The organism is Fibrobacterota bacterium, assembly GCA_019509785.1.
In the GTDB taxonomy this organism is placed as follows: Bacteria; Fibrobacterota; Fibrobacteria; order UBA11236; family UBA11236; genus Chersky-265.
The window spans coordinates 15,363-40,752 of record JAEKLQ010000029.1 but is presented as its reverse complement, the minus strand read 5'-3'; the positions used below and the strand labels follow the sequence as shown (position 1 = coordinate 40,752).

The 25,390-nt window shown below is 61.2% G+C and carries 24 protein-coding genes; 17 read left to right on the top strand and 7 right to left on the bottom strand.

The window, feature by feature from the left end; genetic code table 11:
* The first annotated feature begins 2 nt into the window (after positions 1–2).
* The 11 genes from plsY to JF616_06715 all read left to right on the top strand — a co-directional run bounded on the left by plsY (position 3) and on the right by JF616_06715 (position 11,154).
* Positions 3–626, top strand: a complete 624-nt coding sequence (gene plsY / locus JF616_06765; GenBank protein ID MBW8887446.1) for a glycerol-3-phosphate 1-O-acyltransferase PlsY — start codon at positions 3–5, stop codon at positions 624–626.
* Positions 623–1,198: a MerR family transcriptional regulator gene (locus JF616_06760; protein ID MBW8887445.1), complete on the top strand. Its 576-nt coding sequence runs from the start codon at positions 623–625 to the stop codon at positions 1,196–1,198. Before plsY ends, JF616_06760 begins: the two co-directional genes overlap by 4 nt.
* Before the next feature lie 5 nt (positions 1,199–1,203).
* Positions 1,204–2,526, top strand: coding sequence for a hypothetical protein (locus tag JF616_06755; protein ID MBW8887444.1), 1,323 nt, complete (start codon positions 1,204–1,206; stop codon positions 2,524–2,526).
* Positions 2,526–3,092, top strand: a complete 567-nt coding sequence (locus JF616_06750; protein ID MBW8887443.1) for a hypothetical protein — start codon at positions 2,526–2,528, stop codon at positions 3,090–3,092. Before JF616_06755 ends, JF616_06750 begins: the two co-directional genes overlap by 1 nt.
* Complete coding sequence (locus JF616_06745; GenBank protein ID MBW8887442.1) at positions 3,089–3,553, top strand: hypothetical protein; 465 nt, start codon at positions 3,089–3,091, stop codon at positions 3,551–3,553. Before JF616_06750 ends, JF616_06745 begins: the two co-directional genes overlap by 4 nt.
* A gap of 4 nt (positions 3,554–3,557) precedes the next feature.
* A complete protein-coding gene (locus JF616_06740; GenBank protein ID MBW8887441.1) occupies positions 3,558–4,982 on the top strand; it encodes a hypothetical protein in 1,425 nt (474 codons plus the stop codon).
* Position 4,983: 1 nt separating this feature from the next.
* Positions 4,984–5,508 carry a prepilin-type N-terminal cleavage/methylation domain-containing protein gene (locus tag JF616_06735; protein MBW8887440.1) on the top strand — a complete coding sequence of 175 codons (525 nt, stop codon included), beginning with the start codon at positions 4,984–4,986 and terminating at the stop codon, positions 5,506–5,508.
* Positions 5,509–5,630: 122 nt separating this feature from the next.
* Entirely contained in the window at positions 5,631–6,260 is a 630-nt protein-coding gene (locus JF616_06730; protein ID MBW8887439.1) for a prepilin-type N-terminal cleavage/methylation domain-containing protein, read from the top strand.
* A gap of 66 nt (positions 6,261–6,326) precedes the next feature.
* Positions 6,327–7,829 carry a type II/IV secretion system protein gene (locus tag JF616_06725; protein ID MBW8887438.1) on the top strand — a complete coding sequence of 501 codons (1,503 nt, stop codon included), beginning with the start codon at positions 6,327–6,329 and terminating at the stop codon, positions 7,827–7,829.
* Complete coding sequence (locus JF616_06720; protein MBW8887437.1) at positions 7,826–10,291, top strand: hypothetical protein; 2,466 nt, start codon at positions 7,826–7,828, stop codon at positions 10,289–10,291. The genes JF616_06725 and JF616_06720 overlap by 4 nt, the downstream gene beginning before the upstream one ends.
* Positions 10,292–10,305: 14 nt before the next feature.
* Positions 10,306–11,154, top strand: a complete 849-nt coding sequence (locus JF616_06715; GenBank protein MBW8887436.1) for a hypothetical protein — start codon at positions 10,306–10,308, stop codon at positions 11,152–11,154.
* 263 nt (positions 11,155–11,417) lie between these two features.
* Here JF616_06715 and JF616_06710 read toward each other — a convergent pair whose 3' ends face one another.
* Positions 11,418–12,125: a tRNA (guanine-N7)-methyltransferase gene (locus tag JF616_06710; protein ID MBW8887435.1), complete on the bottom strand. Its 708-nt coding sequence runs from the start codon at positions 12,123–12,125 to the stop codon at positions 11,418–11,420.
* A gap of 150 nt (positions 12,126–12,275) precedes the next feature.
* Between JF616_06710 and gatB the strand changes: the two genes are divergently transcribed.
* From gatB to JF616_06695, 3 genes are all read left to right on the top strand, one after another.
* Complete coding sequence (gatB, locus tag JF616_06705; GenBank protein ID MBW8887434.1) at positions 12,276–13,727, top strand: Asp-tRNA(Asn)/Glu-tRNA(Gln) amidotransferase subunit GatB; 1,452 nt, start codon at positions 12,276–12,278, stop codon at positions 13,725–13,727.
* An 802-nt stretch (positions 13,728–14,529) separates the two neighbouring features.
* Entirely contained in the window at positions 14,530–16,035 is a 1,506-nt protein-coding gene (gene rho, locus JF616_06700; protein MBW8887433.1) for a transcription termination factor Rho, read from the top strand.
* On the top strand, positions 16,032–16,448 hold the full coding sequence (locus JF616_06695) for an OsmC family protein (GenBank protein ID MBW8887432.1): 417 nt from the start codon (positions 16,032–16,034) through the stop codon (positions 16,446–16,448). The genes rho and JF616_06695 overlap by 4 nt, the downstream gene beginning before the upstream one ends.
* A 33-nt stretch (positions 16,449–16,481) precedes the next feature.
* Here the strand turns inward: JF616_06695 and JF616_06690 are convergent, their stop codons facing one another.
* Positions 16,482–17,192 carry a biotin--[acetyl-CoA-carboxylase] ligase gene (locus JF616_06690; protein MBW8887431.1) on the bottom strand — a complete coding sequence of 237 codons (711 nt, stop codon included), beginning with the start codon at positions 17,190–17,192 and terminating at the stop codon, positions 16,482–16,484.
* 100 nt (positions 17,193–17,292) lie between these two features.
* On the opposite strand from JF616_06690, the gene JF616_06685 reads away from it, so the two are divergent.
* Together JF616_06685 and JF616_06680 are read left to right on the top strand one after the other, a co-directional pair.
* A complete protein-coding gene (locus JF616_06685; protein ID MBW8887430.1) occupies positions 17,293–19,164 on the top strand; it encodes a thrombospondin type 3 repeat-containing protein in 1,872 nt (623 codons plus the stop codon).
* 71 nt (positions 19,165–19,235) lie between these two features.
* Complete coding sequence (locus tag JF616_06680) at positions 19,236–19,628, top strand: hypothetical protein (protein ID MBW8887429.1); 393 nt, start codon at positions 19,236–19,238, stop codon at positions 19,626–19,628.
* Between the two features lie 31 nt (positions 19,629–19,659).
* On the opposite strand, the gene JF616_06675 is transcribed toward JF616_06680, so the two are convergent.
* The 3 genes from JF616_06675 to JF616_06665 form a co-directional block, all read right to left on the bottom strand.
* A complete protein-coding gene (locus tag JF616_06675; protein MBW8887428.1) occupies positions 19,660–20,196 on the bottom strand; it encodes an NUDIX domain-containing protein in 537 nt (178 codons plus the stop codon).
* A gap of 72 nt (positions 20,197–20,268) precedes the next feature.
* Complete coding sequence (locus tag JF616_06670) at positions 20,269–21,492, bottom strand: hypothetical protein (GenBank protein MBW8887427.1); 1,224 nt, start codon at positions 21,490–21,492, stop codon at positions 20,269–20,271.
* A gap of 18 nt (positions 21,493–21,510) precedes the next feature.
* Positions 21,511–22,887, bottom strand: a complete 1,377-nt coding sequence (locus tag JF616_06665) for a hypothetical protein (protein MBW8887426.1) — start codon at positions 22,885–22,887, stop codon at positions 21,511–21,513.
* A 213-nt stretch (positions 22,888–23,100) separates the two neighbouring features.
* Here JF616_06665 and JF616_06660 point away from each other — a divergent pair, with 213 nt between their 5' ends.
* Positions 23,101–23,778 (top strand): YkgJ family cysteine cluster protein, encoded by a 678-nt coding sequence (locus JF616_06660; GenBank protein MBW8887425.1) that lies wholly within the window; start codon positions 23,101–23,103, stop codon positions 23,776–23,778.
* Positions 23,779–23,802: 24 nt separating this feature from the next.
* On the opposite strand, the gene JF616_06655 is transcribed toward JF616_06660, so the two are convergent.
* Both JF616_06655 and tgt read right to left on the bottom strand, forming a co-directional pair.
* Positions 23,803–24,156: a hypothetical protein gene (locus JF616_06655; GenBank protein MBW8887424.1), complete on the bottom strand. Its 354-nt coding sequence runs from the start codon at positions 24,154–24,156 to the stop codon at positions 23,803–23,805.
* A 160-nt stretch (positions 24,157–24,316) separates the two neighbouring features.
* Complete coding sequence (tgt, locus tag JF616_06650; GenBank protein ID MBW8887423.1) at positions 24,317–25,297, bottom strand: tRNA guanosine(34) transglycosylase Tgt; 981 nt, start codon at positions 25,295–25,297, stop codon at positions 24,317–24,319.
* Positions 25,298–25,390: the final 93 nt, after the last annotated feature.

Genomic DNA, 25,390 nt, shown 5'->3' with positions numbered 1-25,390 from the left:
CAATGGACTCTGCACCCGCGCGCATCGCCGCCTCCCTCGTCGCCGCCTACTTCCTGGGCGCCTTGGCGCCGGCCTTGTGGATGGCCCGCTTGCACGGGGTGGATATCTTCAAGGTGGGCAGCGGGAACCCCGGCATGACCAACGTTTGGCGGTCACTGGGTTGGAAGCCCGCCTTGCCCGTGGCTTTGCTCGACGCCGGCAAAGGTTTCCTGGCGGTGTGGCTCGCGGTCCGGCTCACCGGCTCCCCGGCTTGGGGATTGGCCGCGGGAGTGGTCGCGGTGCTGAGCCATTCCTTTACCTGCTTCGCCCGTTTCCGGGGCGGGAAAGGCGTGCTCACAAGCTTCGGCGTGTTCCTCTATTTCGCTCCCATCAGCGCCTTGGTTTGCTTGGGGGTCTGGACCCTCATCGTGCTGCGTACCCGCTACGTAAGCCTCGGGTCCATCGTCGCGGCCCTGGTGTTGCCATTCGGGATCCTCGCGGAAGCGCGCCTGCGTCAGAACCCGGACCTCTATCCGGTATTGGCGGTCGGCACCGCCGTAAGCGCCTTCGTACTGTACCGTCACCGTTCCAACATGACCCGGCTGCTCCGGGGCACGGAGAACAAGATAGGGAGCAGAACCGTATGACCAAGGCGAACCTGAGACGGCTGGAAGAAGGCAAGCTCTACTACTCCATTTCCGAAGTCTGCGCCTTGACCGGGCTCGAACAGCACGTGCTGCGGTATTGGGAATCCGAATTCCCGCAACTGCGTCCGAAGAAGAACCGCTCGGGCAATCGCGCCTACCGCACCAAGGAAATCAAGATCATCCGCTACATCAAATTCCTGCTGTACGAGGAGATGTATACCATCCCCGGCGCGAAGAAGAAGATGGCGGACATGAACATGGCCGATCTGGACGGGCAGTTGAGCTTGCTGCGGGTGCCGGCATCCGCGCCTCCGCCCAAGGATTCCGCGGACTTGACGGCGCAAGCCCGGGATGAGGCGCCGGCTAGCGAGTCCGCGGCTGAATCCGCGCACGAATCGGGAACGGAATCCGCCCTAAGGCATTCCGAAACGGATCCCCATCCCGAAATGAATGCCCATGCCGGCGATGGAGGCGAAGCCGCCGCCAAGCTGCGGGAGGAACTGCGCCGCGTTAAGCGGGAGCTGCAGGATTTGCTGGCGTCCTTGGCGTCGGCAGTGAAAGGCGCCCCCTGAATCCTTTGTCCGCCTCCCATCTGGTCTCCACGCATATCCGGGGCAAAGGGCATGCCCTTTTCCATATGCGCGATCAGAAGCTGGAGTTGCGTCGGCGCTCGCCCGACGAATTGGATGTGGACGGCAATTGGATCAATCGCACCGGCCTGGTAGCCGAGGGGCTTACCTCCCAACCTTATCTGCATTTGGACATCCGCACCCCTTTCGGCGAAACCGTGGACGAGAGGCAAGTGCAGGATGCGGTGGCGGAAGCCCTCGGTCCCAAGCGGGATCGCTATCGCCTGGGCGGCTGGCATGTCCAGTTCGTCGAGGATACCAATCTGGGATCCAACCACCGTGTCTTCGCGGACCTCATCGATGCCTCGGGCACGGGTTCGGGTCAAGGGGGCATGGATGCCGGATTTTCGCTTGAGATCGCCGTGGAGGCTTTGGGCGAGTTGGTCGCGACGGAAAAAGGCGAGGCCAATTTCCAGCTCCTAATCGGCGGGAGGGAGTTCTGCTATTCGCTGCTGTACTTGAATGGCGGACCATACCACGTGCTGCGCGTGCCCGAAGGCGCGGGGCCCAAGGCGGCCGCGCGGCTTATCCGACATCGCGATTTCGCGCCGGGACGAGGAGGGAACGGCGCTTTACGCGTCTTCCTATCCAAGGGTGATCCTTTTTGGGAAGTGCCCGAAACCAAGGCGCTGAAGCTCGAAGCGTTCGCGCTCCCGGGCGCGGCCGAGGGCGGCGATGCCCTGCTCCATCTGGGGCTCGCGCGCGCGGCGGGCCAACGCGAATTCGCCTCGCATAACCGCGTCCCGGCCGAGGAAAGATTGCGCAACCGGTCCATCCGGTCGCGCTTCCGGTTTTACCTCTCGATAGCGCTCTCCTCCCTGCTGTGCGCCTTGACGGCGGGCGGCTTCGCGCTGGCCATCCGGCTTTCCGAGGGCCAGGCCGCCGGCCTGCGCGCCCAGGCCTCCGCTTATCAGGGCCAAGTGGATGCCATCCGGGGATTGCGGGTCCGCAAAGCGCGTTTGGAGGCTTCCCTCGCCGATCTTCGACCCATTTGGCGGGGGCCGACGGATTGGAACGGGCTATTCGAAGCGTTGGCCAAAGCGCTTCCCAAGGAGGCGGGGATCGACGGTTTTACCGTTACCCGCTTGCCCGACGGGAGCTCCGAGATTTCCTTCAAGGCCTGGGTCCGGGATTGGGACCAGGTACAGTCGATCCAGAAGAAACTCTCCGCCAGCGGACGATTCTCATCGGTCGCGCTTTCCGAGCAACGCAAGGATCTGCAGACGGGCGTAGTACTGTTCCACGTGACGGCCCGCGCGGGGAAAGATTGATGGGAACCAGGATATCGACCCGGCTGTGGGAAGATCGCTGGCGTATCGCCGCCTGGATATTGCCTGCGCTTATGATCTTGGCCGTGGCCCGGCTTTCCCTCCTTCCCTTGGCCGAACGGCTGCGGGACGCGCGCGCCCAAGTCGCCTTATTGCGCGAGAACCGCTACGTACCGGCATGGCTGGATTCCACCAAGGCCGCCCTCAGCGGGGACGTGGAAGCCCTTTCAGCCTTCAAGAAGGCACGCGAGAATTCGCTCAACCGCGACAGTAACGTGCAAGCTACCGTGGACCGGATCCGCGGCTTGGCCCAGGGGGCGGGCATGGAAGTGGTGAAGACCACCCCGGTGCTGGCCAAGGCCGATTCCCTCGACCTGCTTAAAGTGCGCATCGAAGGCAACGCGCGCTACGAATCCCTGAGCCGCTTTTTCACCCTGATCAAGGCCAGCCATCCCGACCTGTTCCCGGAAGAAATGGTGGTGCGCCAAGGCGGAGAGCATTCCCCAGGCCGGTTGGACGCGTCCCTGACCGTATACGTTTACGACCGCCGCAAAGCGAGGCGCTTATGAGCGACGGCCTGCGGCGCTGGTGGCCGGCCCTGCCGGCGGCCTTGATCCTCTACTGGGTCGGATCCGATTTCATCGCGCGCTATCCTCGCGAGAAGGTCCGCTCCGCGGAACGCCTTTCCTCCGGAGGGCCGGATTCCCTGCTCGCCCTAGCCCGCGCCTTCGCGGCCGACACGGCCCGCCCCTCCGCTTCCGCTCCAGGGAATCCTTTCCGCCCCATCCATGCTCCCAAGGCCGAGGGCAAAACCGCGGCAACGGCGATGCATATCGAGCCTCCGCCGCGTAAATACGTCCTCAAGGGAACGGTGGGCCGGGACGTGGCTACCATCGCCAACGGCGCGGGCCAAAAGATGATCGTCAAGGCCGGCGATCGCATCGATTCCGCCGAAGTGATCTCCATCGAGCCCAACCACGTGGTCCTGAAGGATCGCGCGGGAAAGTTCGATCTCCAAACGGAGAAGTAATCCCATGAATCCCGCAGCCCGCTCCCAGGCGGGCGCCGCCCTGCTGACCGTCCTCTCGGCCCTGGTGGCATTGGGGATAGTGGTCAGCCTCATCCTGGGCCGCATGCAGGGCGACATCCGCCCCTGGGCGGTCGAAATCGAAAAGACCCAGGCGCTCTACCTTGCCGAATCCGGTATCGCCTACCAACTCTACCTGGAACGCTGGTCCGATTCCTCCGAACCCAGCTTCGGGCCGCCGGCATCTTCCGACTCCTCCCATCCGGATTCCGGTTCGGGGTTCGGCGAGCCGGGAGGTAAAGGGCTGGGGAGGATGGCCCCTACCGACACTTTCGCGTTCCGCTTCGATACTGCCTTGGGAATCCCGGAAGTGAGCGTGAACCGCTCGCGGGCATACCTGGATATGACCGCGACCGGGAAATACCGTGCTGCCGAGGCCACCGTGCATGCTCGCTTCGGCAAGGCCTTGGACGATAGCATCTTCGGCCCCGCGCTCACCTTGGATAATGATTTGGTCGTGGAGCCCTTCCCGAAGGAACAAGTGAACGGCATGATGCGCATCCGGAAACCCTCCCCGGGCATGGCCACCCTGCCATTCCTAAAGGGCTTTTCGCTGACCCGTTACGCCGGGGAATTCACGGATAAGAAGTATTTCGTTTCCGATGAAGCCTTGCGGAACCATCTCGCCGATTCGGTCGCGACCCGAGGCAACGGGCATTTCACGCCCCGGGATCCGCCCAAGTTCGGGAAAAAGGGATTTATCTCCTATTCCATGGGGCAAGTGGACCTCATCAACGACGGCATGGACACTTGGGTAATCAAGGGTCCGGGGCGCATCTATTGCGACGGCGAGATCCGCTTGAAGGGGAAAATCCGATTGCAGGATATAGGCCTTTATTCGGGTAAGGACATTACCTTCGAGGAAGAGGTTTCCGGAAACGAAGTGACGGCTTTCGCCCGCGGGGGCGTCTTCCTCCATGGGCATTGCCGCTTGGGAATAGACATCGTGGCCACCAAGGATATCGTCCTTCGCGATCAATCGGAAACCCTGGCCGGATCGGTTTTGCTCTCGACGGGATCGAAAGGGCCGGCCGCGGGCGTCGATACCATCAACGCCATCCGCGTGGTGAACGAGGCCGTCGCCCGCGGCTTTCTGATCGCCGCCGGCCCAAGCGGACGCGTGGTCATGGCTACCCCCCAGAATCGCGTGGAAGGGGTCATCCTCGCTTCTTCGGCGTGGCTCACGGGCGAAGTGGATGGGCCGGTACTGACCGGGAAGCTCCTCTGCGAAGGGACCAATAACCGTAATTGCATGGGGCCCGCTCGCATCTATCGCGATCGCTTGCCGGCCGATTTCACGCAACCTTTGCAGCTCGGCCCCCAGGATCGACGGGCCTACGCGTTCAAGCTGATGGACTGGAGGCAGGACTAGCATGCGGCGGCAAGGCGGATTCACCATCATCGAATTGGCGGTCGCGCTTACCGTGCTGTCGGCGGGATCGGCGGTGCTCTGGTACGGATTGCGCTCCGCGTCCCGCCTGGATCGCCTCAATCGCGCCCATCATGCCGCCCTTCTGTTGGCGCGTTCCGATCTCGAGTCCTTGCGCGCCCTCCCGAAGACGGATATACATGATACGGCGTACCTGGGGCAAGGCGCCGGCGCGGAATCGCTGCTGGTGGTGCGCCGGGTGATGGACAGCGCCAGAATCATGAATACCCTGGGCGAAGTGACTCTCGATGAAGACATGTCCCCGCGGGAATTGCGTAAGCCTTTGGAGGTGCGGGTGCGCGTGTACCGCGCCCCCTTGGCGGAAGGCGGCGGCTTCGCCGAACCGTCCCGTTTCCAGGAGCCTTCCGAGCCTTCTTATTTCGGCCCCAGCGATGATGAGGGGCCGGGCGGCCCGCCGCATGCAATGGCCACCCTTACCCTTAAGCTTCCCGAGTATAAATGGTGGTAATGCGAAGCCTTCCGTGTAATCGAAAGGAGTGTGCCACGCGTAACGGACAGGAGTGTGCCACGCGTAACGGACAGGAGTGTGCCACGCGTAACGGACAGGAGGGTGTCACGTGTAACGGACAGGTGGGCGTCACCTTAATCGAGCTTTTGATCGCGATCTCCTTATCCGCCGTGGTCATACTGCTGGCCCTTTCCCTTTTCAAGGATGTCGGTTTCGCGGCGCGCCTCACGGGGGGCCGCCGGGACGCCGCTTTCGAGGCCCACGCCGCATTCGCCTCCCTGACCGGGAACCTGATGACGGGAAGGGGGATCCAGCGACTTGCGGAAGGGGAGGCCGTGCTCCGGAACCGCCGCAACCGGCGTGTTACCTATGCCTGGAGCGACTCGGTCCTCAAGGCCAATGGGGTTCCCTACAAATTCACCCTGGCCTCGCTCCGCATCGAACCTTCGGGACCGGTCCGGCCGGCCTGGAAGGCTTTCTCCGGGGAAATGCCCTGGGAGTTGGACAGCCTGGACGGGAACGGAGACGGCCATATCGATTTTTCCGAACTGGACCGGAACGGGGACGGGGAGTTGGGCGTTGATGAGTGCCGGTTCATCGCCACTTTAAGAGTGACTTTGGTGGCTTCCTTCCGCGGCATTCCCATCGTGATGACCTGCCTGGTGCATCCGCGTAATCGGGCGTCCGGCCCCGTCCCCGGGGATCCGGATACTAGCTATGAAACAAGCCCGGAAGAGGTTCCGGAACCATGATTATTGCTATTTTCCAGCGCTCCTCGGTGAGCGGCGCGCGAAAGCGTCCTTAAGAAAGGATCCGGTTTGGAAATCCAGGAAACCGTCGACGGTTTGCGAGTGGATCCGGTCCTGCTCGACGAGCTGGGACGGGATATCTGCATCCGTTGCCGAACCTTCCCGATTTCCCGATCCTCCGGCGTCCTGCTCTGCGCCGTACAAAACCCCAACGATGAGCTTCTGCGCGAGGCCCTGCAATTGCGCTCCGGCTGCGAGGTGGAATTCGTGCGGGCGGAGGCGCCGGTCCTGGAATACCAGCTCAAGCGCATCGCCGGCAAGGTCGGCGGGCCCGAGACCGGAGGCATCCTTTCCGATCTCATCAAGTCCGAAGTGGATATCAATGAAGGCTCCAGCCTGGAGGAGATCCGTAAGAAGAGCCAGAGCGAGCCGGTCATCAAGTTGGTGAACAACCTGGTCAACCAAGCCATCCATGAAGTGGCCACCGACATCCATATCGAGCCGGGCGAAAACATAGTGAAGGTACGCTATCGCAAGGATGGCATGCTTAAGGACAGCCTGGAGCTGCCCAAGTGGGTCCAGAACACCCTGATTTCGCGTGTGAAGATCCTCGCGGAGTTGGACATCGCGGAGAAACGCCTGCCCCAGGACGGGCGCATCAAATGGATGCATGAGGGCGAAGCCATCGACATGCGCGTGAGCACGCTTCCGACCCGGGTAGGGGAGAAGGTGGTCATCCGTATCCTCAAGCATATGGAATCCGTCGGCAGCGTGGAAACCTTAGGCATGGCGCCCGAAGTGGTCGCGGTGATGAAGCAGCTTATCCACCGGCCCCAAGGGATGATTTTCGTGACCGGCCCCACGGGCTCGGGCAAATCCTCCACCTTGTACGCTTCCCTCCGCGAGATTCTCGAAAAGGACATCAACGTCTCCACGATCGAAGATCCGATCGAGTATCGCCTCGACGGGGCCAACCAGGTCCAGATCAACGAGAAAGCCGGGTTGACCTTCGCGAGCGCCTTGCGGTCCCTATTGCGCCAGGATCCCGACGTCATCATGGTGGGCGAAATCCGCGATGAGGAAACCGCGGCGATCGCCGTGCAGGCCGCCCAAACCGGCCATCTGGTCTTCTCCACCCTCCACACCAACGACGCGGCCTCCGCCGTGACGCGCCTTCTCGATCTGAAGATCAAGCCCTTCCTCATCGGGTCGGCCGTGCTCGGGGTACTTTCCCAAAGACTGGTACGCAAGCTCTGCGGCCAATGCTTCACCATGTCACCGCCCACCGCCGATGAAAAGCTGTTCCTGCCTCGCTTGCCGGAGCAATGCCCTACGCCGGCCGGATGTCCGGCCTGCAATGGCACGGGATACCGGGGGCGGACGGGCATCTTCGAATTGCTCCAGTTCGACTCCGCGGTTCGCGAGGCCATCCTTTCCGGAAAGAGCGAATCCCACATCAAGCAGATTTCCGGCTATAAATCCCTCGTTACGGACGGGTTGGAAAAGCTGAAACAGAATATGACCAGCGCCGGCGAGTTGATCCGCGTGGCGGTGATGGAAGCCCAAACATGAAGAAGTCCTTTCTTTTCGCCGCCGTCCTGCCCCTATTCCTTTGGGCCCAGGATGAAACCACGGGCAGCGCCCCGGTATCCATGCCGCAGGATGGACCCAATCCCCCGCCGCCGGCGATGGAGCAGCCGCCGCCTCCCGCGGCTTCGGAACCCCCCAGCCCGTACAGCGAACCTCCGCCGCCTCCGGCCTATCAGCCGCCGCGCCAAGCCAATCCCAATCTCGGGGAGCAAGAACGCGAGCTGCTCGACAAGCATCGGGAGAATGCCGCCAAGGGGAGGGCCGGCCGAGGGCTGAGGAAAGCCGGCGATGCCAAAGCCGCGAAGAACGGCGCCGCCGCGAAGACCAGCGCAAGCAACGGCGGAAACCTCCTCAACGTGGATTACGTGGAAGAGCCGATCTTGGACGTGCTACGCGCCATCGCCACCGCCTTTAAGCTGAGCATCATCCCCGATAAGGATTTGGGCGACGTGAAAGTCACCATCCACCTCGAGAACATCCCCGTCATCGAGGGCTTGGAAAAACTCTGCAAGTCCCATGGCCTGGAACTGATCGCGGACGGCAACGTCTATCGGGTCCGCAAGACGCGCGAGAACGCCTTCAGCATCATCGAGGTGCGCAATAGGCGCATGAACCTGGACGTCCAGAATCGGCCCATCAAGGACTTCCTGCGCGAATTGGTGGAGAAGACCCGGATCAACATCGTGCCGGGGCAAGACCTTCGGGGACAAGTCACCGGCCATCTCAAGGACGTGGATCCCATCGATGGCTTTAAGGCCCTGATGGCCGCCAACGCGTACGATGTCCGCCTCAAGAACGGAGTCTACCTGGTGGAGAACGGGGACTCCACGGGGGGGCAGGAAAACCCGTACTTCCGCCGCGGGCGCCGCCAAGGCCAGGGATTCCCGGGGCAGGGGGGAGGCAACGCCGACGTGGACGTCCACGATGGTAAGGTCACCTTGAACCTGAACAACGCGGCCCTGGGGGACGCCATCCGCGAAATCGCCGAACAGGCCGGCCTCAATTACACCATCATCGGCGACGTATCGGGCAACGTGAACGCCCAGCTCAAATCGGTGACCGTGAATGAAGCGCTCTCGGCCCTATTGAACGGCACCCGCTACGCTTTCATCCGCAAGGATGGCACGCTCCTCATCGGGGACCGCAATCCCAATACCCCGTCGGGACAAGCCCTTTCCGGGGCCGAGCTGGTCTACCTCAAGTACATCAAGGCGGAGAACATCGAGAAGATCGTGCCTAAGACGGTGCCCGCGGAAAACATAAAGGTCATCAAGGAACAGAACGCGGTGCTCATCTCGGGGACCACCGATGATATCGAACTGGTGAAGACGTTCATCGATAAGGTGGACGTGCCCACGCCCCAGGTGTTGATGGAGGTGGTCGTAGTCGAATATAATCGCGAGAAATCCTCTGACTTCGGCCTGCAAGCCGGGGCCAACGCCAATCAGAACATCAATCTCAACGCCTCCGGGAGCATGAGCGGCGTGCAGCATTCCTGGTCCAAGGGAAGCTGGACCGGCCTGATCGGCATCAAGCCCCCCAGCTTCGATATCAGCCTCAAGGCCCTGGAAGCCAAGAACAAGGCCAAGATCCTGTCCATGCCCAAGATCACCACCTTGAACGGCAATAAGGCCGAGCTCCGGGTTAGCCGCACCTCCTATTTCCCGGTAAGCTCGTTCAACAAGGATGGCTTCCAGAACATGGATTACCGCACCATCGACGATGGCATTACCATCGAGCTGACGCCATGGGTGACCAAGCACGGCGAGGTCAACGTGGCCATCAGCCCGAGCGTGAAAACCACCGAAGCCACCAATCTCGCGGGCGCGCCGCCTCCCGTCACCAATCGCTCCATCTCCACCAACGTGATGCTCATGGACGGCGAAACCATCGCCTTGGGAGGCCTCATCAAGTCTCAGGAGGACAATTCCCGGTCCTTCGTTCCCATTCTCGGGAGCATCCCCCTCCTCGGATACCTCTTCTCGGCCCGCAGCAACATCACCCGCACGACCGAGCTTGTGATTTACGTAACGCCTCATATCATAAATCCCGAGGCCGAGGGCGTGAACCTGGAGGAGGAATTCGAATCCTTGGATCGGCGCTCCGGCTTCCTGAAGGACAACGATTTCCTGGGGTCGAGCAAAGCCAAAAAGGAATCGAAAGAAGAACGCAAGGTAATCGTACCTCCCGCGCCGGTGTCCGAGATCCCCGTCCCGGCCCCTACGCTCCATGCCTCCCCGGATTCGGCCGCTATCCCGGCCACCCCACCCGCCGAACCCGCGCCTTCCCAAGGTTCCGGCGGGAAGATGCAGCCCCAGGGTAGTCCAATGCCACATCGCGGCAAGCCCCGGATTCCATTACCCGGAAATCCTTCTCCCCGCGACTCCGTCCATCTCGCTCCAGCCCCGGTACCGCCTCCCCGGGACAGCGCCCCGCCGAAATGAGGCTGCCGGCGGCGATGGCTTCCCTGCTACGCCAGCTTTCCCTGTTCGATTCCCCCGAGCCGATCCCGGAGGAATCGGCTCCACGCTGGCCGGGACCTATATCGCCCGAGCCTGAACCGCCCCTCAATCCTTTCGCCGCACTCCTCCGCGGCCCTTATGCTTGCATCGAGGTGGTCGTCAAACCGAGGTTGCATGAGAGTTGGCGCGTTACTTGGATCCGGCGACGCGAAGCATTGCGCCTGGAAATCCCATCCCTCCTGGCCGAGGCCCCCGAGGAAACCAAGATCGCCTTGCTGGAATGGGCTCTCCTGGCCAGCCGGCGGGGACGTAAGGATAAAGCCCAGCGCCAACGCCGTTCCGAGCTGGAGCAGACCATCCGGGGAGCCCTGCGCGCCCCGGGCGATTCGCGAGCGGCCCGGCGGCGCAGCGCGCGAGATGCGCGACGGCTGGAACGCCTCAACCCCAAAGGGGAATTCCACGATCTGATTCCCGTTTTCGCCGCCATCAACGCCGAATATTTCGGGGGCGCATTGGAGGCGCGTATCACCTGGTCGGCGCGCCTAGGCGGGCTGTCCACCCATAGCATCGCCCTGGATGACCAAGGCCGACCTTACCATTTGCTCAGCATCAGCCGCGGCTATGATGATCCCGAAGCGACTCCGGAAATCGTCGGTGGGGTGGTCTACCATGAATGCCTGCATATCGCCATCCCGCCCCGCATCGCGGGGGGACGACGCGTGGTGCATGGCGCCGACTTCCGTTCGCGGGAACGATTGTATGCCCATTTCGAGGTATGGCGGAAATGGCACCGCGAAGGCCTGCCAAAAGCACTGAGGCGGAAGCGACGCAGGAAACCGCAGTAAGGCAGGGCGGTGGGAACTTGAACTGTTTTCCCTGTTGCCGATTAAGAAGGGTAAAGGGTAAAGGGTAAAGGGTAAAGGGGACAGGGGACAGGGTCCGTTCAAACAACCTTGGGCACGATTCTTTACCCTTTACCCTTTACCCTTTACCCTAAACCCTGATCTTAAACCCTGATCTTAAACCCTGATCTTAAACCCTGATCTTAAACCCTGGTTCTAAAATCCTGGTTCTAAAATCCTGGTTCTAAAATCCTTCGGCTGCAATCCTAACCTTTTCGGATCCTCAGCTTGCAGCGGTAAATCGGCTTCCCCTGCTTGCGGTACTTCTTCTCGAAATTGGTCTGGATGCCTTCGGTCGGTTCCGCCTCCGGCGATTCCATTTTCATCCAAGGAAGCGAAGCGAATACTTCCCGGGCTTCGGCGTTGTACTCCGCATGATCGGTGCCCCAATAGAAGGGCGTATCCGGCAGAGCGGTTCGCAGCACTTGCTCCATGAAACGCGGACCCATCAGGCGGTTCTTATGATGCCTTTTCTTGGGCCAGGGGTCCGGGAAGTACATATGGAAAGCGGCCACGCAGGCATCGGGCAGGAAATCGCGGAAGAAATAGTAGGCGTCGCCCAATAGCACCCGCGCATGGGGAAGATGGGGACGCTTCTGCAACCGGCGCGCGGCCAGGCAGGCGATCTCGTTCTCCCATTCCAGCCCCACCAAAGGGATCTCGGGATGCTTTTCGCAATACTCCACCAGGAAGCCGCCCTTGCCGCAGCCGATCTCCACTTCGATGGGGCCGGGTTTGCCGAAAAAGTCCGCTGTGGAAATGGGCGAAAAGACGGCTTTGCCTTCGGGAGCCAGGAGCGGCAGCCGGCCGTCCGCCTGTTTGCGCAGGCGCAGGTGCCAATATCGATCCAGATCGGAAGAGGGCACGAGTTCGCGGAGGAATTCGTAAGAGGGGAGGCCGGAGGGAAGCGACATGGGATCTCAGTGAGAAAGGGACATTGGATTTCAGGAAGAGGGGTTTCGGTTCAGCGCGGCGCGCAAGCGAAATCCAAAATCGGAAGAAAGCCACGGGCCGTCAAGCCAAGCGACTGACGCGGGTTCCGGGTATTTTTTACCTTTCCACGCATGCCCTACAGCGTCGTCATCGGCCTTGAAGTCCACGCCCAGCTCTCCACGCGCACCAAAATGTTCTGCGGTTGCAAGGTGGAGTTCGGGGCCGAACCCAACACCCTCGTCTGCCCGGTCTGCCTGGGCATGCCCGGAACCTTGCCCGTCCCGAACGAGCGGGCCGTGGAATTCGCCATTAAAATGGGCCTGGCTTGCGACGCCCGCATCGATAACCACGCCATGTGGACACGCAAGAATTACTTCTACCCCGATTTGCCCAAAGGGTACCAGATCACCCAGCAGGGCGGGAATCCCTTCTACGACCGCCCAATCTGCACGGGAGGCCATCTCGACATCGATCTAGACGATGGATCCCGCAAGCGCATCGGGCTCACGCGCATCCACATGGAGGAAGACGCGGGCAAGCTGATCCACGATCTCACCGTGGCCGATTCCCTTTTCGATGCCAATCGTTGCGGTACGCCGCTCGTGGAAATCGTATCCGATCCCGATCTCCGTTCGCCCCGCGAGGCTTACCTGTATCTCGAGAAGTTGAAGCAGATCCTCGAATACCTGGAGATCTGCGACGCCAACATGGAGCGCGGGAACCTGCGTTGCGACGCCAACATCTCCCTCCGCAAGGACGAATTCTCCCCCTTCGGCAACCGCGTCGAGCTGAAGAACATGAACAGCTTCCACAATATCGAAAAGGCCCTGGAGGCCGAGATCGAATTGCAGACCATGACCCTGGATCGCGGGGAGAAAGTCGCGCAGCAGACCAAGCGTTGGGACGTGGCCCGAGGCGTCACGGTTGCCACCCGCACCAAAGAGCAAGCCCACGATTACCGCTACTTCCCCGAGCCCGATCTGGTGCGCTTGAACGTGGCCCACGATCAAATCGACGCCTTACGGGCAAAGATGCCCGAGCTTCCGGAAGCCCGCCGCAAGCGCTACGCGGAAGATTACGGGATCCCCGCCTACGATGCCGCCGTGCTCACCGCGGAGAAGTCGCTTTCCCAATTTTACGAACGCGTTTGCGCCGTCACGGCGGATAAGAAAGCGGCCTCCAATTGGGTCATGGGCGAGGTCCTGCGCGTCACCAAGGAGCAAAGCATCGGGGTAGGGGACCTCAAGTTCTCGCCGGAGCAATTGGGCGAGTTGATCAACCTGATCTTGGACGGGACCATATCCGGAAAAATCGCCAAGGCGGTGTTCGAGGATATGTTGGCCGAAGGTAAGGCGCCGGGCCAAGTCGTAAAGGACAAGAATCTGGTGGTCATCAACGATACGGGCGCCATCGAGGTCTTCGTGAAAGAAGTGCTGGAGAAGAATCCCGATTCGGTCACCGCCTACAAGGGTGGTAAGGTCAAGCTGATGGGCTTTTTCGTCGGGCAAGTGATGAAGCTGAGCGGTGGCAAGGCGGGTCCCGAGCAGGTCAACCAATTGTTGAAGAAGCATCTGGAGGCCTAAGGATGCAGGCCCATTTCCGGCTGGGCCTACTACTGGGCCTGGCAACGGGACTTTCCTGGGGTCTGCCGGCGGCCCCTTCCGGACCGGTCCTGGCGCCGAAGGCCCTTCGGGACTCCTCCCGGGCCGCGGCTCCCAATCCCCCAACCGCGCCTCAAACCCCTTCGGATACAACCCGGAACGCATCGGTTACGGCCAAACCGGACAGCCTCTCCTTACGCCCTAAATCCCGTAGTGACAGTGTGATAGTGGCAAAGCATCAGTTCAATCATAGGGAGCAAATCATCACGGGAAGCGTGATTATGACTTGCCTGGCCCTGATGCTGGTGGCCATGAATAACTATAATCCGAGATGAAAACTCCCAAGACATCGGCCTTGCTTCATTGATTTCCCCGGATTTTTATTTATATTAATCTCTGCCACTCAAGCTCCGATTTCATCAGGTGGCCCGGAAATACGCCCAACAACTTCCATTCCCGTTGCTTTGCGTATCGACGAATGGCTATACTTGGCTCCGGAGCTTGCCGATAATGAACACGGCGTCTACCTCGGCCCAATGGCCTTGCAGGCAGGCACCCGGTGGAAATCCGTAGGGGTTTACTGATAAAAGCAGGACCGGCCCTGGTTTAAAGAATCCATGGGCCGGGCAAGGGCGGGATATCAATAGCGGAGTCCGGGATCGGACCCGACCCCCGCCGCCCGCGAGTCTCGAATCCGAAAAGCCAATCCAGCCATAGATAGCATGGACGCATCGATTTCATATCAACCAAGGGTTCTTGAATGCAAGATAGGAATCCCACCGAAATGATCAGCAAAGACGACCGCGAAGACGAGATCATCGAACCGGAAATGGATTCGGTCGAGGTAACGGACGACCTGGACGAAGAGGATCTCGAAGACGATGCGGAGGAGGAGTCCGGCGAAAGCAGCGAGGCCACCCCCGGCCAGCCTTTCGATCCGAACCGTCAGCTCAAGAACCTGACCCAGATTTCCCACGAGTCCAACGATAGCCTGCGCCGTCGACGCAAGCGCGCCAAGGTGAGCCGCATCCAGAACCGCGGCGGCCAGAACGGCAATCAATACAACAATAACGGCAATAACAACAACGGCAACCAGTACAATAATGGCAATCGCCATAACGGCAAGCGTCGGGATCGCCGCGACGACGGGGGCGATAACTCGATCGATTTCGATCCGCGTTCCGAGACCGAGGAATATACGGGATTCATCCAAGTGCAGGAAGGCGGACATGCCTTCATGCGCTCGGAAAAAGTGAGCTTCACTTCCCAGGACGCCGACATCCTCGTGCCGCGGGAAATCGTCCAGCGCTTCGGCTTGCGTTCGGGGCATAAGATCCACGGCATCGTGCGCGGGAAGAAAAACCGGCGCCAGAAGGTCGTCACCAACCTGATGGAAGTCCAGGATCAGCCCCTGGAAATCTGGCGTCCGTCGCCCATGTTCCACGCGCTCACCAGCGTCAATCCCTTCGAAAACTACCGGCTCTCATCGCCCGTCGACAACGACAAATCGATGATTCTGCTGGAACTGTTGACGCCCATCGGCAAGGGCCAGCGCGGTTTGATCGTCGCGCCTCCGCGTACGGGTAAAACCATCCTCATGGAGAAGATCGCCAACGGGATCACCTACAATCATCCCGAAGCCGAAGTGATGATGCTGCTCATCGACGAGCGGCCCGAAGAAGTCACTCACCTTTCCCGCAAGGTGAAAGGCAAGGTCTATGCCTCGTGCCTGGACAAGCCTATCGAAGAGCATATTGCGCTGACCCAGATGGTCATCGACATCGCGCAGCGCAAGGTGGAATCCGGCAAGGACGTGGTGATTCTGCTCGATTCCATCACCCGCATGGCCCGCGCCTTCAACAACCAGCTGAAATCATCGGGCCGGACCCTTTCGGGCGGCGTCGATGCGAAGGCCCTGATGGAGCCGAAGAAGTTCTTCGGCGCCGCGCGTAAGCTTGAGGAAGGCGGAAGCCTTACCATCATCGCGACCACCCTGGTGCAGACCGGGTCCCAGATGGACGAGGTGATATTCCAGGAGTTCAAGGGCACCGGCAATATGGAACTCGTTCTGAACCGACGCTTGGCCGAAAAGCGGATTTACCCGGCCATCGATATCGGCATGTCGGGCACGCGCCGCGAAGAGCTCATCATGCCCCCGGACGTATTCAAGGCGGCGTCCAAGTTCCGCCGCTATCTGGCCAACCTGACCGAGGCCAATCAGATGCCTGCGGCCATCCAGGCCTTGGAGAAATTCAAAACCACCCAGGATTTCGTGGTCGCATTCCAATGAAAGTGACGCTCACCGGTTCCCCGGATTTCAAATTCAAGGCCCAAGCCGGCAATGGATACAGCTTCGATATCGGAGCCTCCAAGTCCATCGGCGGCGACGAAAGCGGATTCCGCCCCATGGAGCTCGTTCTCGCGGGCATAGCCAGCTGCGCCGGAATCGACATCGTCAACATCCTGAAAAAGTCGCGCGTGGAATTCACGGGGATGGACATCGAAGTCAACGGGGAGCGCAAGCCGGACGCCATGCCGGCGCCCTTCACCGATATCGAGATCACCTACAGGATCCACGGGCAAGGCATCGACCGCGCCAAGGCGGAACGGGCCGTATCCCTGGCCCTGGAAAAATATTGCTCGGTCTCAGCTTCGTTGGATCCGAACATCAAGGTCGCAGCCAAGACCGTCCTCGATTCCTGATCCGCGCCCTCTCCGATCATCCCTCCGGCTTTATCACGCCAGGTACTCGGACACGAGCCATTCTTCCCGGCCGTCTTCGTGCCTGATAAGCAAATGCCCCTGCGCGTTCACCGAAATCTTGCGGACTTCCGGCGTACCCGGACGATCGCGCAGGCGATGGACGCGCTCCCAATCGACCTTGGCTTGCCAACGCATCAATAAGGTTTCGGGTTCGTAGCCCGATTCCGCCGGGGCTTCCCGGATCCTGCGATAGATGCCTTCGATCAATCCTTCGCGGGCCTCCGCGGGGATTCCCGCTTCGGCCAGGCATGCGCTCGCCGCCCCGCCGTCGGATACGACGGGAGCCTGCGCCAGGTTGATTCCGATCCCCGCCAACATGAAATCGCCGTGGGACTCCACCAGGATTCCGCCCGTCTTGCGTCCCTGCCATAGGAGATCATTGGGCCATTTCAAGCGCAACCCGGAACGATCCGGGAGCCCGATGCGGGCGGCGCATTCCTCCCAGACATGCAAGCCCAACTCCAGGGGAAATAACGCCAGGCGGGCCGGCGGTAGCCTGCGCCGGTTCACTCCTACCGTCATATAGATGTTACCCGGGCCGGCGCGCCACTCGCGGCCGCGCGTGCCTTTGCCCCGGGTCTGCTCGCGAGCGGAGACCAATAGGAAATCCTGGCCGGCGGCCAATTCCCGCGCGGCGTCCATGGTCGAACCGACAGATTCCAGGCGCGCTTCCGATGTAATCATGGCTTTTGTTCCCGTGTCTCGCGTCACGCCGCGTTCCTTGCACAACTAAATGTAGCACCTTGTCTTGCAACGATCCCTGAGGAGAAATTATAATCGGGGAATGCTTTGGCTCTTCGCCCTCTTTTTCCTTTCACTTGCCTATCCCTCGCTTTCCCAGCCATTGTCGGCCATGACCCTGATCCCTTCCGATGACGGTTTGCCGGGCGTGCTCGGGACCCGGGCCTCCCGTCCCTTGCGACAAGGGCATATCCTGATGGGCGTGACGAACGGGATCGGGAGCGGGGAAGGGGTGATTAAGGACGGCATCCTCAGGCTGGGGCAGGATGCGCATCCCGTTCCCGTCCACGATGCGCTTCGGTATATCGGCCGCCCGTTCCTCGCGGGAGGATTGGGCGCGGGCTTCGATGCCTCGGTCTATCTTCCCCTTTACTACGAATCCCTTTCCGGCGCCGGCGCCGGCGCAGGCAACGGTGGCCCGGGTGATCTATCCGCGGTGATTTCATACGGCCTGCCCTTCGACCTTCCCTACGTCTCCCTCTCCCTGTCAGCCACGGGATCGGCGCCTACCTCGTCCCGGAACGGGCCGCCCCTGCCGCAGCAATTAGCCTTTTATCCGGCCTCCGGGAGTTTACCGGACGCCCTATCCCACCCTTTAGGGATGGATGCGGCGCGGGCGGGAGCGGGTGCCGGCATTTCCCTGGATTTCTCGGAAGCCCTGAACGGGCCAGGATTGAAAGTGCATGCCAATGCCGCCGCCGATCGGGCGATGGCCCGCGGAAAGGACAATCCTTTAGGGACCTTCTCCGCCTCCGTAGCCGCGGAAGCCGCCGTGGGAAAGGCGTGGCGCCTGGAAGGCGAATTCCACCACGAGCGGCTGGTCGTTGGTCCCGAGAACCTGGGAGACCCGCTCGGACGCTCCACAACCTTGTCTTTGGGGCTCGGCGCGAAAGCCTGGGGAGGCCTCACGTTACAGGCCGGGGTCCGCATGGCTCCTGCGGACTGGAATCCCTATTTGCCGCTGTCCTGGCGCGACGAAACGGGCGCGGAACGCAGGCTGGCCTACCGGCCCCTACCGGCCTACTCCGCCTCCTTCCAGATCGCCTGGCAAGGTTTTCCGCTCGACCGCGACATGGATCACGATGGCATTCCAGACGGCAAGGATCTCTGCCCGACCGTGCCGGAGGATCGCGATGGTTTCCAGGACGAAGACGGTTGTCCCGATCCGGACAACGATCATGACGGAGTCTTGGACGCCGATGATGCCTGCCCTTACGTGCCTGAAGACCATGATGGCTTCGAGGATGCGGACGGGTGCCCTGAACTGGACAACGATCACGACGGCATTCCGGACAAGGAGGACAAGTGCCCCAACGATCCGGAAGATAAGGACGGGTTCGAGGACAAGGACGGCTGCCCGGACTTGGACAATGATCAGGACGGGATACCTGATGCCTTGGACAAATGCCCCAACGAGGCGGAAAACCGGAACGGGATCGAGGACGAGGATGGTTGCCCCGAAACCGACAGCGACCATGACGGCATTCCCGATTCTCGGGACAAGTGCCCGCACGAGGCCGAGACCATCAATTTCTACCAGGACCAGGACGGCTGCCCGGACGAGAAGCCGGAGCCCATAGGCGACGCCATCCTGGAGGGAGTCCGCTTCGTGGGAAACAGCGCCGAGCTGGATACCGCCTCCTTCATAGTCCTCAATGTTCTGGCTACCCGGTTGTCCGCTTATCCCGGAACGGAGATAGAGGTACAGGGATTCATGGACGACCGTGCCGGTCCGCGGGCGAAAGCCTTGTCGCGGGAGCGCGCCGAGGCCGTGGTCGAGTTCCTGGCGGCCCGCGGCATCGATGTCAGCCGCCTGAAACCCGTAGGTTACGGGTCGGCGCAGCCCCTGGCCCCCAACCGGACGGCCCAGGGGCGGGAAAAGAACCGGCGAATCCAAATCCATCGCTTGGATTAAGCCCGGCGACGCGGCCTCCTGAGACCATGGGACTTGCAACCCATTTCCCGAGACGGTATGATCAGGGGGTGATGTCCCGTTCGCGATTTTGGTTGGTCTTAGCCCTGTCCCTATCCGCTTGCGGAGGCTCCCATTACGGGCAAGACGATACCCGGATCGATCCCGATAAGGAAAAGCTGATCGACAAGCTCACGCTGTTCGTGGAGGCGGTGCAAGGGGATCGATTCGATATGGCCTTGGGTTACCTCACGCCCGCGGAAAAAGCCAAGATGGAAGAGGGGAATGGGACCGTGTCGCCGGCCATGCAGCGCAGACTCAAGGCCGTGCGTCTGAGCACCTTGGCCAATAAACCCGGAGTGCAATTGCAGGGAGGGAGGCTGGAAGGCATCTATGCCTGGCTTCCCAACGTGAATCACGTCCCGGGTCCCGCTTCCTCGGGCGAAGTCCCGCCCCCGCTTCCGTAAAGCGCAGAAGGCCCCGGAAGGCAGGGGATGCTTACGGCGCGAGCAGACGCGCGTGGGGTGACCCAAGGAAGAGCGCGAATTCCTCTTCGAAATTGGACGTGAACAGACCCTGGCCCAGCGCAGCTTCGATTTCGGACCGGGTCCAGAATCGCAATTCATCGATCTCATCCGGCTCGGGCCGGAAAGGTCCCGCCGAAACGTGGAGGAAGGTATGGATGTTTTCGGATTCGATCGGATTTCGGATGCGGGAAGGGTAGAGGAAGATAAGCTCCGCGCCCTCTCCGCGGGTTTCCAAGTCCAGCCCCAATTCTTCGGCCGCCTCCCGGCGCGCCGCCTCTTCGTAGCTTTGGCCGAAACCCACGTGGCCGCCCACGGAGGTGTCCCATTTACCCGGCTGCGTGTCCTTGCGCAGGGAACGCTTCTGTAGCAGCAAGCGCCCATCCGTGCCCAGCACCAAGACGTGCACCGAGCGATGGATCAAGGCGGGATTCCCGTGTACCCGGCTGCGGGCGATGGGCCCCAGAACCACATCCTCATCGGTCACCTGGATCAACATCTCATCGGCCATGGGAAGGGAAAATAAAAAACCCGCGGCAGGCCGCGGGTCGCACCGGAAACCCGGGGCCGCCGAATCGTCAGTTCAAATCCCCACCCCGAAATTCATTACGTAGTAGCGTTCCTCGACCTGGCCGGTATAATAGCCGCCTTCTTCGGCCCAGGTTGCCGCCTCGTAGTGGAAGATGGTGAAGAGGGTTCCCCCCAAGCCCGCGGTGGGATAGCCGCCCTTGAGGCCCAAGGAAAGGCGTCCCTTGAGCACCCAGGGAATCAAGGTCTGCTCCCATTCCGCGCCCATGTCCAGCTTGTTGATGGGCTTGTAATTCCGGTCGTTGTTGAGCGCATCCTCGAAGTCCATGGCGAAGTTGATCTTGCGTTTCCAACGCCCGTTGCTTTCCAAAAGCATGGGCGAATAAGCCACGCCCACGGACAAATCGGGAGTCACCGCCTTGTGGTTGAGGATCATGAAGAGGTTCTGGATCGACGCGCCGAAGCGGATATCCGCCGTCTGCTGCCAAAGCACGCCGGCGTCCATGGCATGTCCCAGCGTGCTCAAGTCGCTGAGTTCGCGGAGCTTCACGTCCACGGTATCCTGGATGGCGGCTTCCACGCCGCGGCGGCCGGACTGGTTGGAAAGATCCGTCAGCGCCACCTGGAAATTGCCGACTTCCTCGCGCTTGGCCAGGCGATAGCCTAATCCCACGGAAAGGCGATCGTCCAGGTAGCTATAGGCTCCCGCGATTTGGCCGACCATATCCAGGGAGATGGATTCGATTCCCGCTTGCGGCAGAAGGACGCCTACGTCGGCATAAGGAGCCATTTGCGCGTCCGCCCAGTACGCCATGCCGAAGTTATGCATGGCCAGCTCGCCCCCGTGCAGAACGGCCACCTTCACGGGTTTCCGATCGAATGCGGAGAGATCGGATACCAGGTTGGAATCCTTCTGCAGCGAATTCATGTTCTGGAAGCTCTTCTGGTGCGCCTGGTAGAAGCGGAGGATGTCCAAGGCGTCGTCCACCGGGATGGCGGTGCCCAGGAAATCCATGTGCATGTCGAACTTGTCCAGCGGGTAGCGTTGCTGGGCGGGGTTCAGATTCCCGTTTCCGAGGCGGCCCATCAAGTTAAGGCCCGCCACGTTGTAATGCATGGCGTCCTTGTCGTCGGCGACGGCGACGAACGCGTTGCCCATTCCCAAGGGCCGTAAGGTCCGGTGGACGGGGCCGGAGGTGGCCCAAGCGCCCATGGCCGAAGCCAACAGGGTGATGAGGGGCAGTGAACGGGAAACGAGAGTACGGTGTTGCGTGTGCATGTCCTGGATCCCCATCCGTTATTTGTAATTGTTCCAACAGCCGCCGATGTTCTTCTTGGCGGCCGCCAACTGGGCCTGATCGTATGCGGTCATCGCCCCCGCGGATCCCGCCGCGTCATAGCGGACCTGAAGGGAATCCTTCTGGGCGGCGATGCGCGCGGCCTTGTCCTTATACAGAAGACCCGTCGTGAATCCGGCATCCAAGGTGAACTTGAGATGGAATTGGGCGTCCAGATCCTCGCCGGCGTCCTTGTCCAGGATCGGGTTTTTACCCTTCCCGTTATGGTCGTTATCCACCGTATCGACGGGAACCCAACGGGCGTCCTCGTCCACGAAGCCGTCACCGTCGTTGTCCTTCCCGTCGGCGATCTCTTCGTCCACGCATCCGTCGCCGTCGTTATCCTTGCCGTCGCCGAACTGATAGAAGGTAATGGCATCGCCCAAACTGCTGATGACGCTATCCGCCTTCTGGGTTACGTCCCCGGACAGGTTTCCGCCGGTGGTATCGCCCCCGGCGCCCCCGACCTGGTTGGTCAGCGCGGGCGTCAGCAAGCCGAGAACCGTGCTCGCCGAGGACAGGCCCGAGGCCACGTTCTGAATCAAGTTGTTGAACTGTTCCTTCTTCTCCGGCGTATCGAGCGAATCTACGATGGCGTTCAGGTTGTCCACCTTGAAGCCGTCGGCGGAATTGAAGGTCAGCAGCTTCATGACGTTGTCATGGGAATCGATGGTATTGTCGCCGTTCAGATCCCGAAGGTGGGTCACGGCGTAAATCAATTCCACGAAACCGAAATCGGCTACGATCTTCTGGGAGGGCATCGCCAAATCGGAAAGCGGGAACTCGGATTTCGCGTGGTAGCCTTTGGCGCCCTGATCGGCCTTGGCCCAATAGGCCTGCATGAAGGCGATGCGCTTGGAGGCGAGCGGGTCGGCCTTGGCGGAGGTCCCCTCCGGATGCAGGGAGTACTGCCACCAGCGCGTGAGCGAATCGCGGTCCGTCATCGCGCCCAGCGCCGCCCTCACGCGCGAGGTCGCTTGCAAATACCGGGTCACGTCCCAATCGCTGGCGCCCACGAAGGGGATGCCGCTCTTGTCCTGGGCCTTGCTCACCTCGTCCAATAACGTGGACGCGTTCACCTGCCAATACCGCATCACCGACTTCGAATAGCCGTAGTAAGCCATGGAATTGGAGCTATCCGCCTGGATGGCGGCTTGGAAGGAGGCCGTGGCGGCCTGGTAGTCCTGCTGCCGGAAAAGGTTTTCGGCGGCGGTCAATTGGGCGTCTTTACCCGGGCCGGCATCGCCTTCGCCGCTGGGGTTGAAGACGTTACAACCCGCGAGAGCGAGGCCCAGGATAAGGCCGCTTCGTTTCAGGCGGTTGAGGGATGGATGCATTTTGCGCTCCCTGGAAGTTTTGATAGATTCTAGGGGGTGGCTATCCGGAAAGAGCAACAAGAATCTGGCCCAGGCCCCGAAGCCCATGTCGGAATGATCGAGAAAGCCGTAAACCCAATAACCACGGGCCCTCCAGGGCATCCTCAAAAAACCAATGATGAAGGCCCGGTTTTCGATTTCGCCCGCCCGGAAGTGCTTCTAAAGGCGGAGGAATTGAGATCCGCCGCGGCCCGGTTGCGCGCCGCTTGCGATCTCCGTCCCGATCCGCCCTCCGATGCCGCGGCTTACCGGACCCTGCTCGCGGAATTGGACGCCGTCATGCCCGATTTCTACCGCTGCTACGACGCCTACGTAACCGAGGTGTTACGGACGGGGGCTTCCGCGCCGTCCTGCTCGCGCGGATGCTCCCATTGTTGCAGCCACTACGTCTCCTCGGTGGAGCCCTACGAATCGATCTTCCTGCATGGACGTATCGCGCGGGGCCCGGCTTACCCTAGCCAGATAATCGGACTGCATCGGCGCACGACCCTATTCCATTCCCTCCGGAAAGAATCGGACGGTGAGTTGGCGGAGGACAAGGCGCTATACAGGTACTATCTGCGCGCGGTCCCTTGCCCCTTCCTGGGGGCCGACGGCGCGTGCGGCGTCTACGCGTCCCGGCCGATGAGTTGCCGGATGTTCTTCAGCCTCTCCGATCCCGCCTTCTGCAAGGGACGCGCCGTGGTCGACGTGCGCAACCGGAATTTCCTGATCGAATTGCCGGAAGACATCGAAGCCGATCTGGGGCGCGCAGCGGCCGCGCTTTCGTCTTATGCGCTTCCCGAGTCCCTCTTCGAGGGCCTGCTCGAAGCGAACGGCGCCTTCGGGCGATTCGAGCCCGACCCTTCCTGACCGGCCCGGTAAGCGGGTCGATTACTACGGATGTTGGTCGGGAACCTGGGGAGCGGCCTCGTCGGCCGGCCGGACGGCCTTGGGAGGATTCCGTTTCTTCAGGCAGCGGAGGATATCCGACAAGCGGAAATCCCCCGCCGGCTTCCCATGCGCATTGGGGCAAAGCAACTCCTTGAATTCATCCTGGGTGATGATGATGTCCTTGGGAGCGTCCAGCGCCTGGAAAGTGCCGCGATGATCGATATGGCCCTTGTAGACCATGATCTTGATGGGAGGATAAGCGAAGGGCGTGATGAGATAGCTGTAAGCCTCATGCGTCACGCGTTTCTTCCCGTCACGCGTATAGACGTACTCGGTCTCGTCCAAAGCTCTCATCACCGACATCCGCAACCCCCGGACCGCTATCATACCGGCAGGCATTGGCCGGAAAAACCGGTACGGTACGCATCCGGACGTTGTCCTTTGCGACCCTACCACAAAACTCAAGCATTAGAAGGCGATTCCGCTTGCGAACGGCCTGTTCATCCGGGAAAACCGGTCAAACGGGCTGGGACGGCGCGGTCCAACGCCGGATCAAATCCGCGCTCCAGGCGTCGAAATCCCCCGAGCGGATCCGCGCGCGGGCTTCCCGCATGAGATCCTGGTAGAAATGCAGGCTATGCAAGGTCGCCAATTCGAGGGCGAGGATTTCCCCGGCGACGAACAAATGCCGAAGATAAGCGCGCGAAAAGGTTTTGCAGGTGTAGCATGCGCAACGCCGATCGAAGGGTTCATCGATTTCCTGGGCATGGCGGGCGGCCTTGTAGTGCAAAGCCCCATCCCAGGTGTAGACCGTGCCGTTGCGCGCATTGCGCGTCGGTAGGACGCAATCGAACATGTCGATGCCCAAGCCTACCAAGGTCAGCAAATTGGACGGCGTCCCCACGCCCATGACGTAGCGCGGTTTGCCGGGGGGCATGAGGGGCGCGCACATGCCTGCGATGCGGTACATCATTTCCGCCGGCTCGCCTACGCTCAATCCTCCCAGGGCGATGCCGTCCGTATCCAGGGCGGCGATATGCCCGATGGCCCGTGCCCTCGCCTCCTCGTGCATCCCTCCCTGGACGATGCCGAAAAAACGCTGGCGATAACCGTGCCGTTCCGGGTTCTTGGCCAGCCATTCCAGCGCGCGTTCGGTCCATCGCTGGGTCAGCCCTAAGGAAGCTTCGGCCTGCTCCATCGTGCTGGGATAGGGCGTACACTCGTCGAAAGCCATGATGATATCGGCGCCGATCTTCCTCTGCGCCTCCATCACCGATTCCGCGGTGAACAAATGCTTCGAACCGTCGATATGCGAGCGGAACTCCACGCCGCGCTCGTTGATGGTGCGCAAGGTCTCCAGGCTCCAGACCTTGAAGCCTCCCGAGTCGGTCAGCATGGCCCCGTCCCAGGCGGCGAAGCGATGCAAGCCCCCCGCCCGATCCAGGAGATCGCAAGCGGGGGCATGTTCCACGGTGAAGAAGGGGAGAGGGGACGTCATGGAAGAACGGTCAAAGGTGCTTCAGGGATGCCTAGGCGTCAACCAGACAGCCTTCCGCCCGGGGCACCAATTAGCCGGGGGCCCTTCGTTCCG

What these genes read in the sequence shown, in the direction of transcription:
- plsY (MBW8887446.1), top strand. Translation starts at nt 3, where the DNA reads ATGGACTCTGCACCCGCGCGCATCGCCGCCTCCCTCGTCGCCGCCTAC.
- JF616_06760 (MBW8887445.1), top strand. Translation starts at nt 623, where the DNA reads ATGACCAAGGCGAACCTGAGACGGCTGGAAGAAGGCAAGCTCTACTAC.
- JF616_06750 (MBW8887443.1), top strand. Translation starts at nt 2,526, where the DNA reads ATGGGAACCAGGATATCGACCCGGCTGTGGGAAGATCGCTGGCGTATC.
- JF616_06745 (MBW8887442.1), top strand. Translation starts at nt 3,089, where the DNA reads ATGAGCGACGGCCTGCGGCGCTGGTGGCCGGCCCTGCCGGCGGCCTTG.
- JF616_06740 (MBW8887441.1), top strand. Translation starts at nt 3,558, where the DNA reads ATGAATCCCGCAGCCCGCTCCCAGGCGGGCGCCGCCCTGCTGACCGTC.
- JF616_06735 (MBW8887440.1), top strand. Translation starts at nt 4,984, where the DNA reads ATGCGGCGGCAAGGCGGATTCACCATCATCGAATTGGCGGTCGCGCTT.
- JF616_06720 (MBW8887437.1), top strand. Translation starts at nt 7,826, where the DNA reads ATGAAGAAGTCCTTTCTTTTCGCCGCCGTCCTGCCCCTATTCCTTTGG.
- JF616_06715 (MBW8887436.1), top strand. Translation starts at nt 10,306, where the DNA reads ATGGCTTCCCTGCTACGCCAGCTTTCCCTGTTCGATTCCCCCGAGCCG.
- JF616_06710 (MBW8887435.1), bottom strand. Translation starts at nt 12,125, where the DNA reads ATGTCGCTTCCCTCCGGCCTCCCCTCTTACGAATTCCTCCGCGAACTC.
- gatB (MBW8887434.1), top strand. Translation starts at nt 12,276, where the DNA reads ATGCCCTACAGCGTCGTCATCGGCCTTGAAGTCCACGCCCAGCTCTCC.
- rho (MBW8887433.1), top strand. Translation starts at nt 14,530, where the DNA reads ATGATCAGCAAAGACGACCGCGAAGACGAGATCATCGAACCGGAAATG.
- JF616_06695 (MBW8887432.1), top strand. Translation starts at nt 16,032, where the DNA reads ATGAAAGTGACGCTCACCGGTTCCCCGGATTTCAAATTCAAGGCCCAA.
- JF616_06690 (MBW8887431.1), bottom strand. Translation starts at nt 17,192, where the DNA reads ATGATTACATCGGAAGCGCGCCTGGAATCTGTCGGTTCGACCATGGAC.
- JF616_06685 (MBW8887430.1), top strand. Translation starts at nt 17,293, where the DNA reads ATGCTTTGGCTCTTCGCCCTCTTTTTCCTTTCACTTGCCTATCCCTCG.
- JF616_06680 (MBW8887429.1), top strand. Translation starts at nt 19,236, where the DNA reads ATGTCCCGTTCGCGATTTTGGTTGGTCTTAGCCCTGTCCCTATCCGCT.
- JF616_06675 (MBW8887428.1), bottom strand. Translation starts at nt 20,196, where the DNA reads ATGGCCGATGAGATGTTGATCCAGGTGACCGATGAGGATGTGGTTCTG.
- JF616_06670 (MBW8887427.1), bottom strand. Translation starts at nt 21,492, where the DNA reads ATGCACACGCAACACCGTACTCTCGTTTCCCGTTCACTGCCCCTCATC.
- JF616_06665 (MBW8887426.1), bottom strand. Translation starts at nt 22,887, where the DNA reads ATGCATCCATCCCTCAACCGCCTGAAACGAAGCGGCCTTATCCTGGGC.
- tgt (MBW8887423.1), bottom strand. Translation starts at nt 25,297, where the DNA reads ATGACGTCCCCTCTCCCCTTCTTCACCGTGGAACATGCCCCCGCTTGC.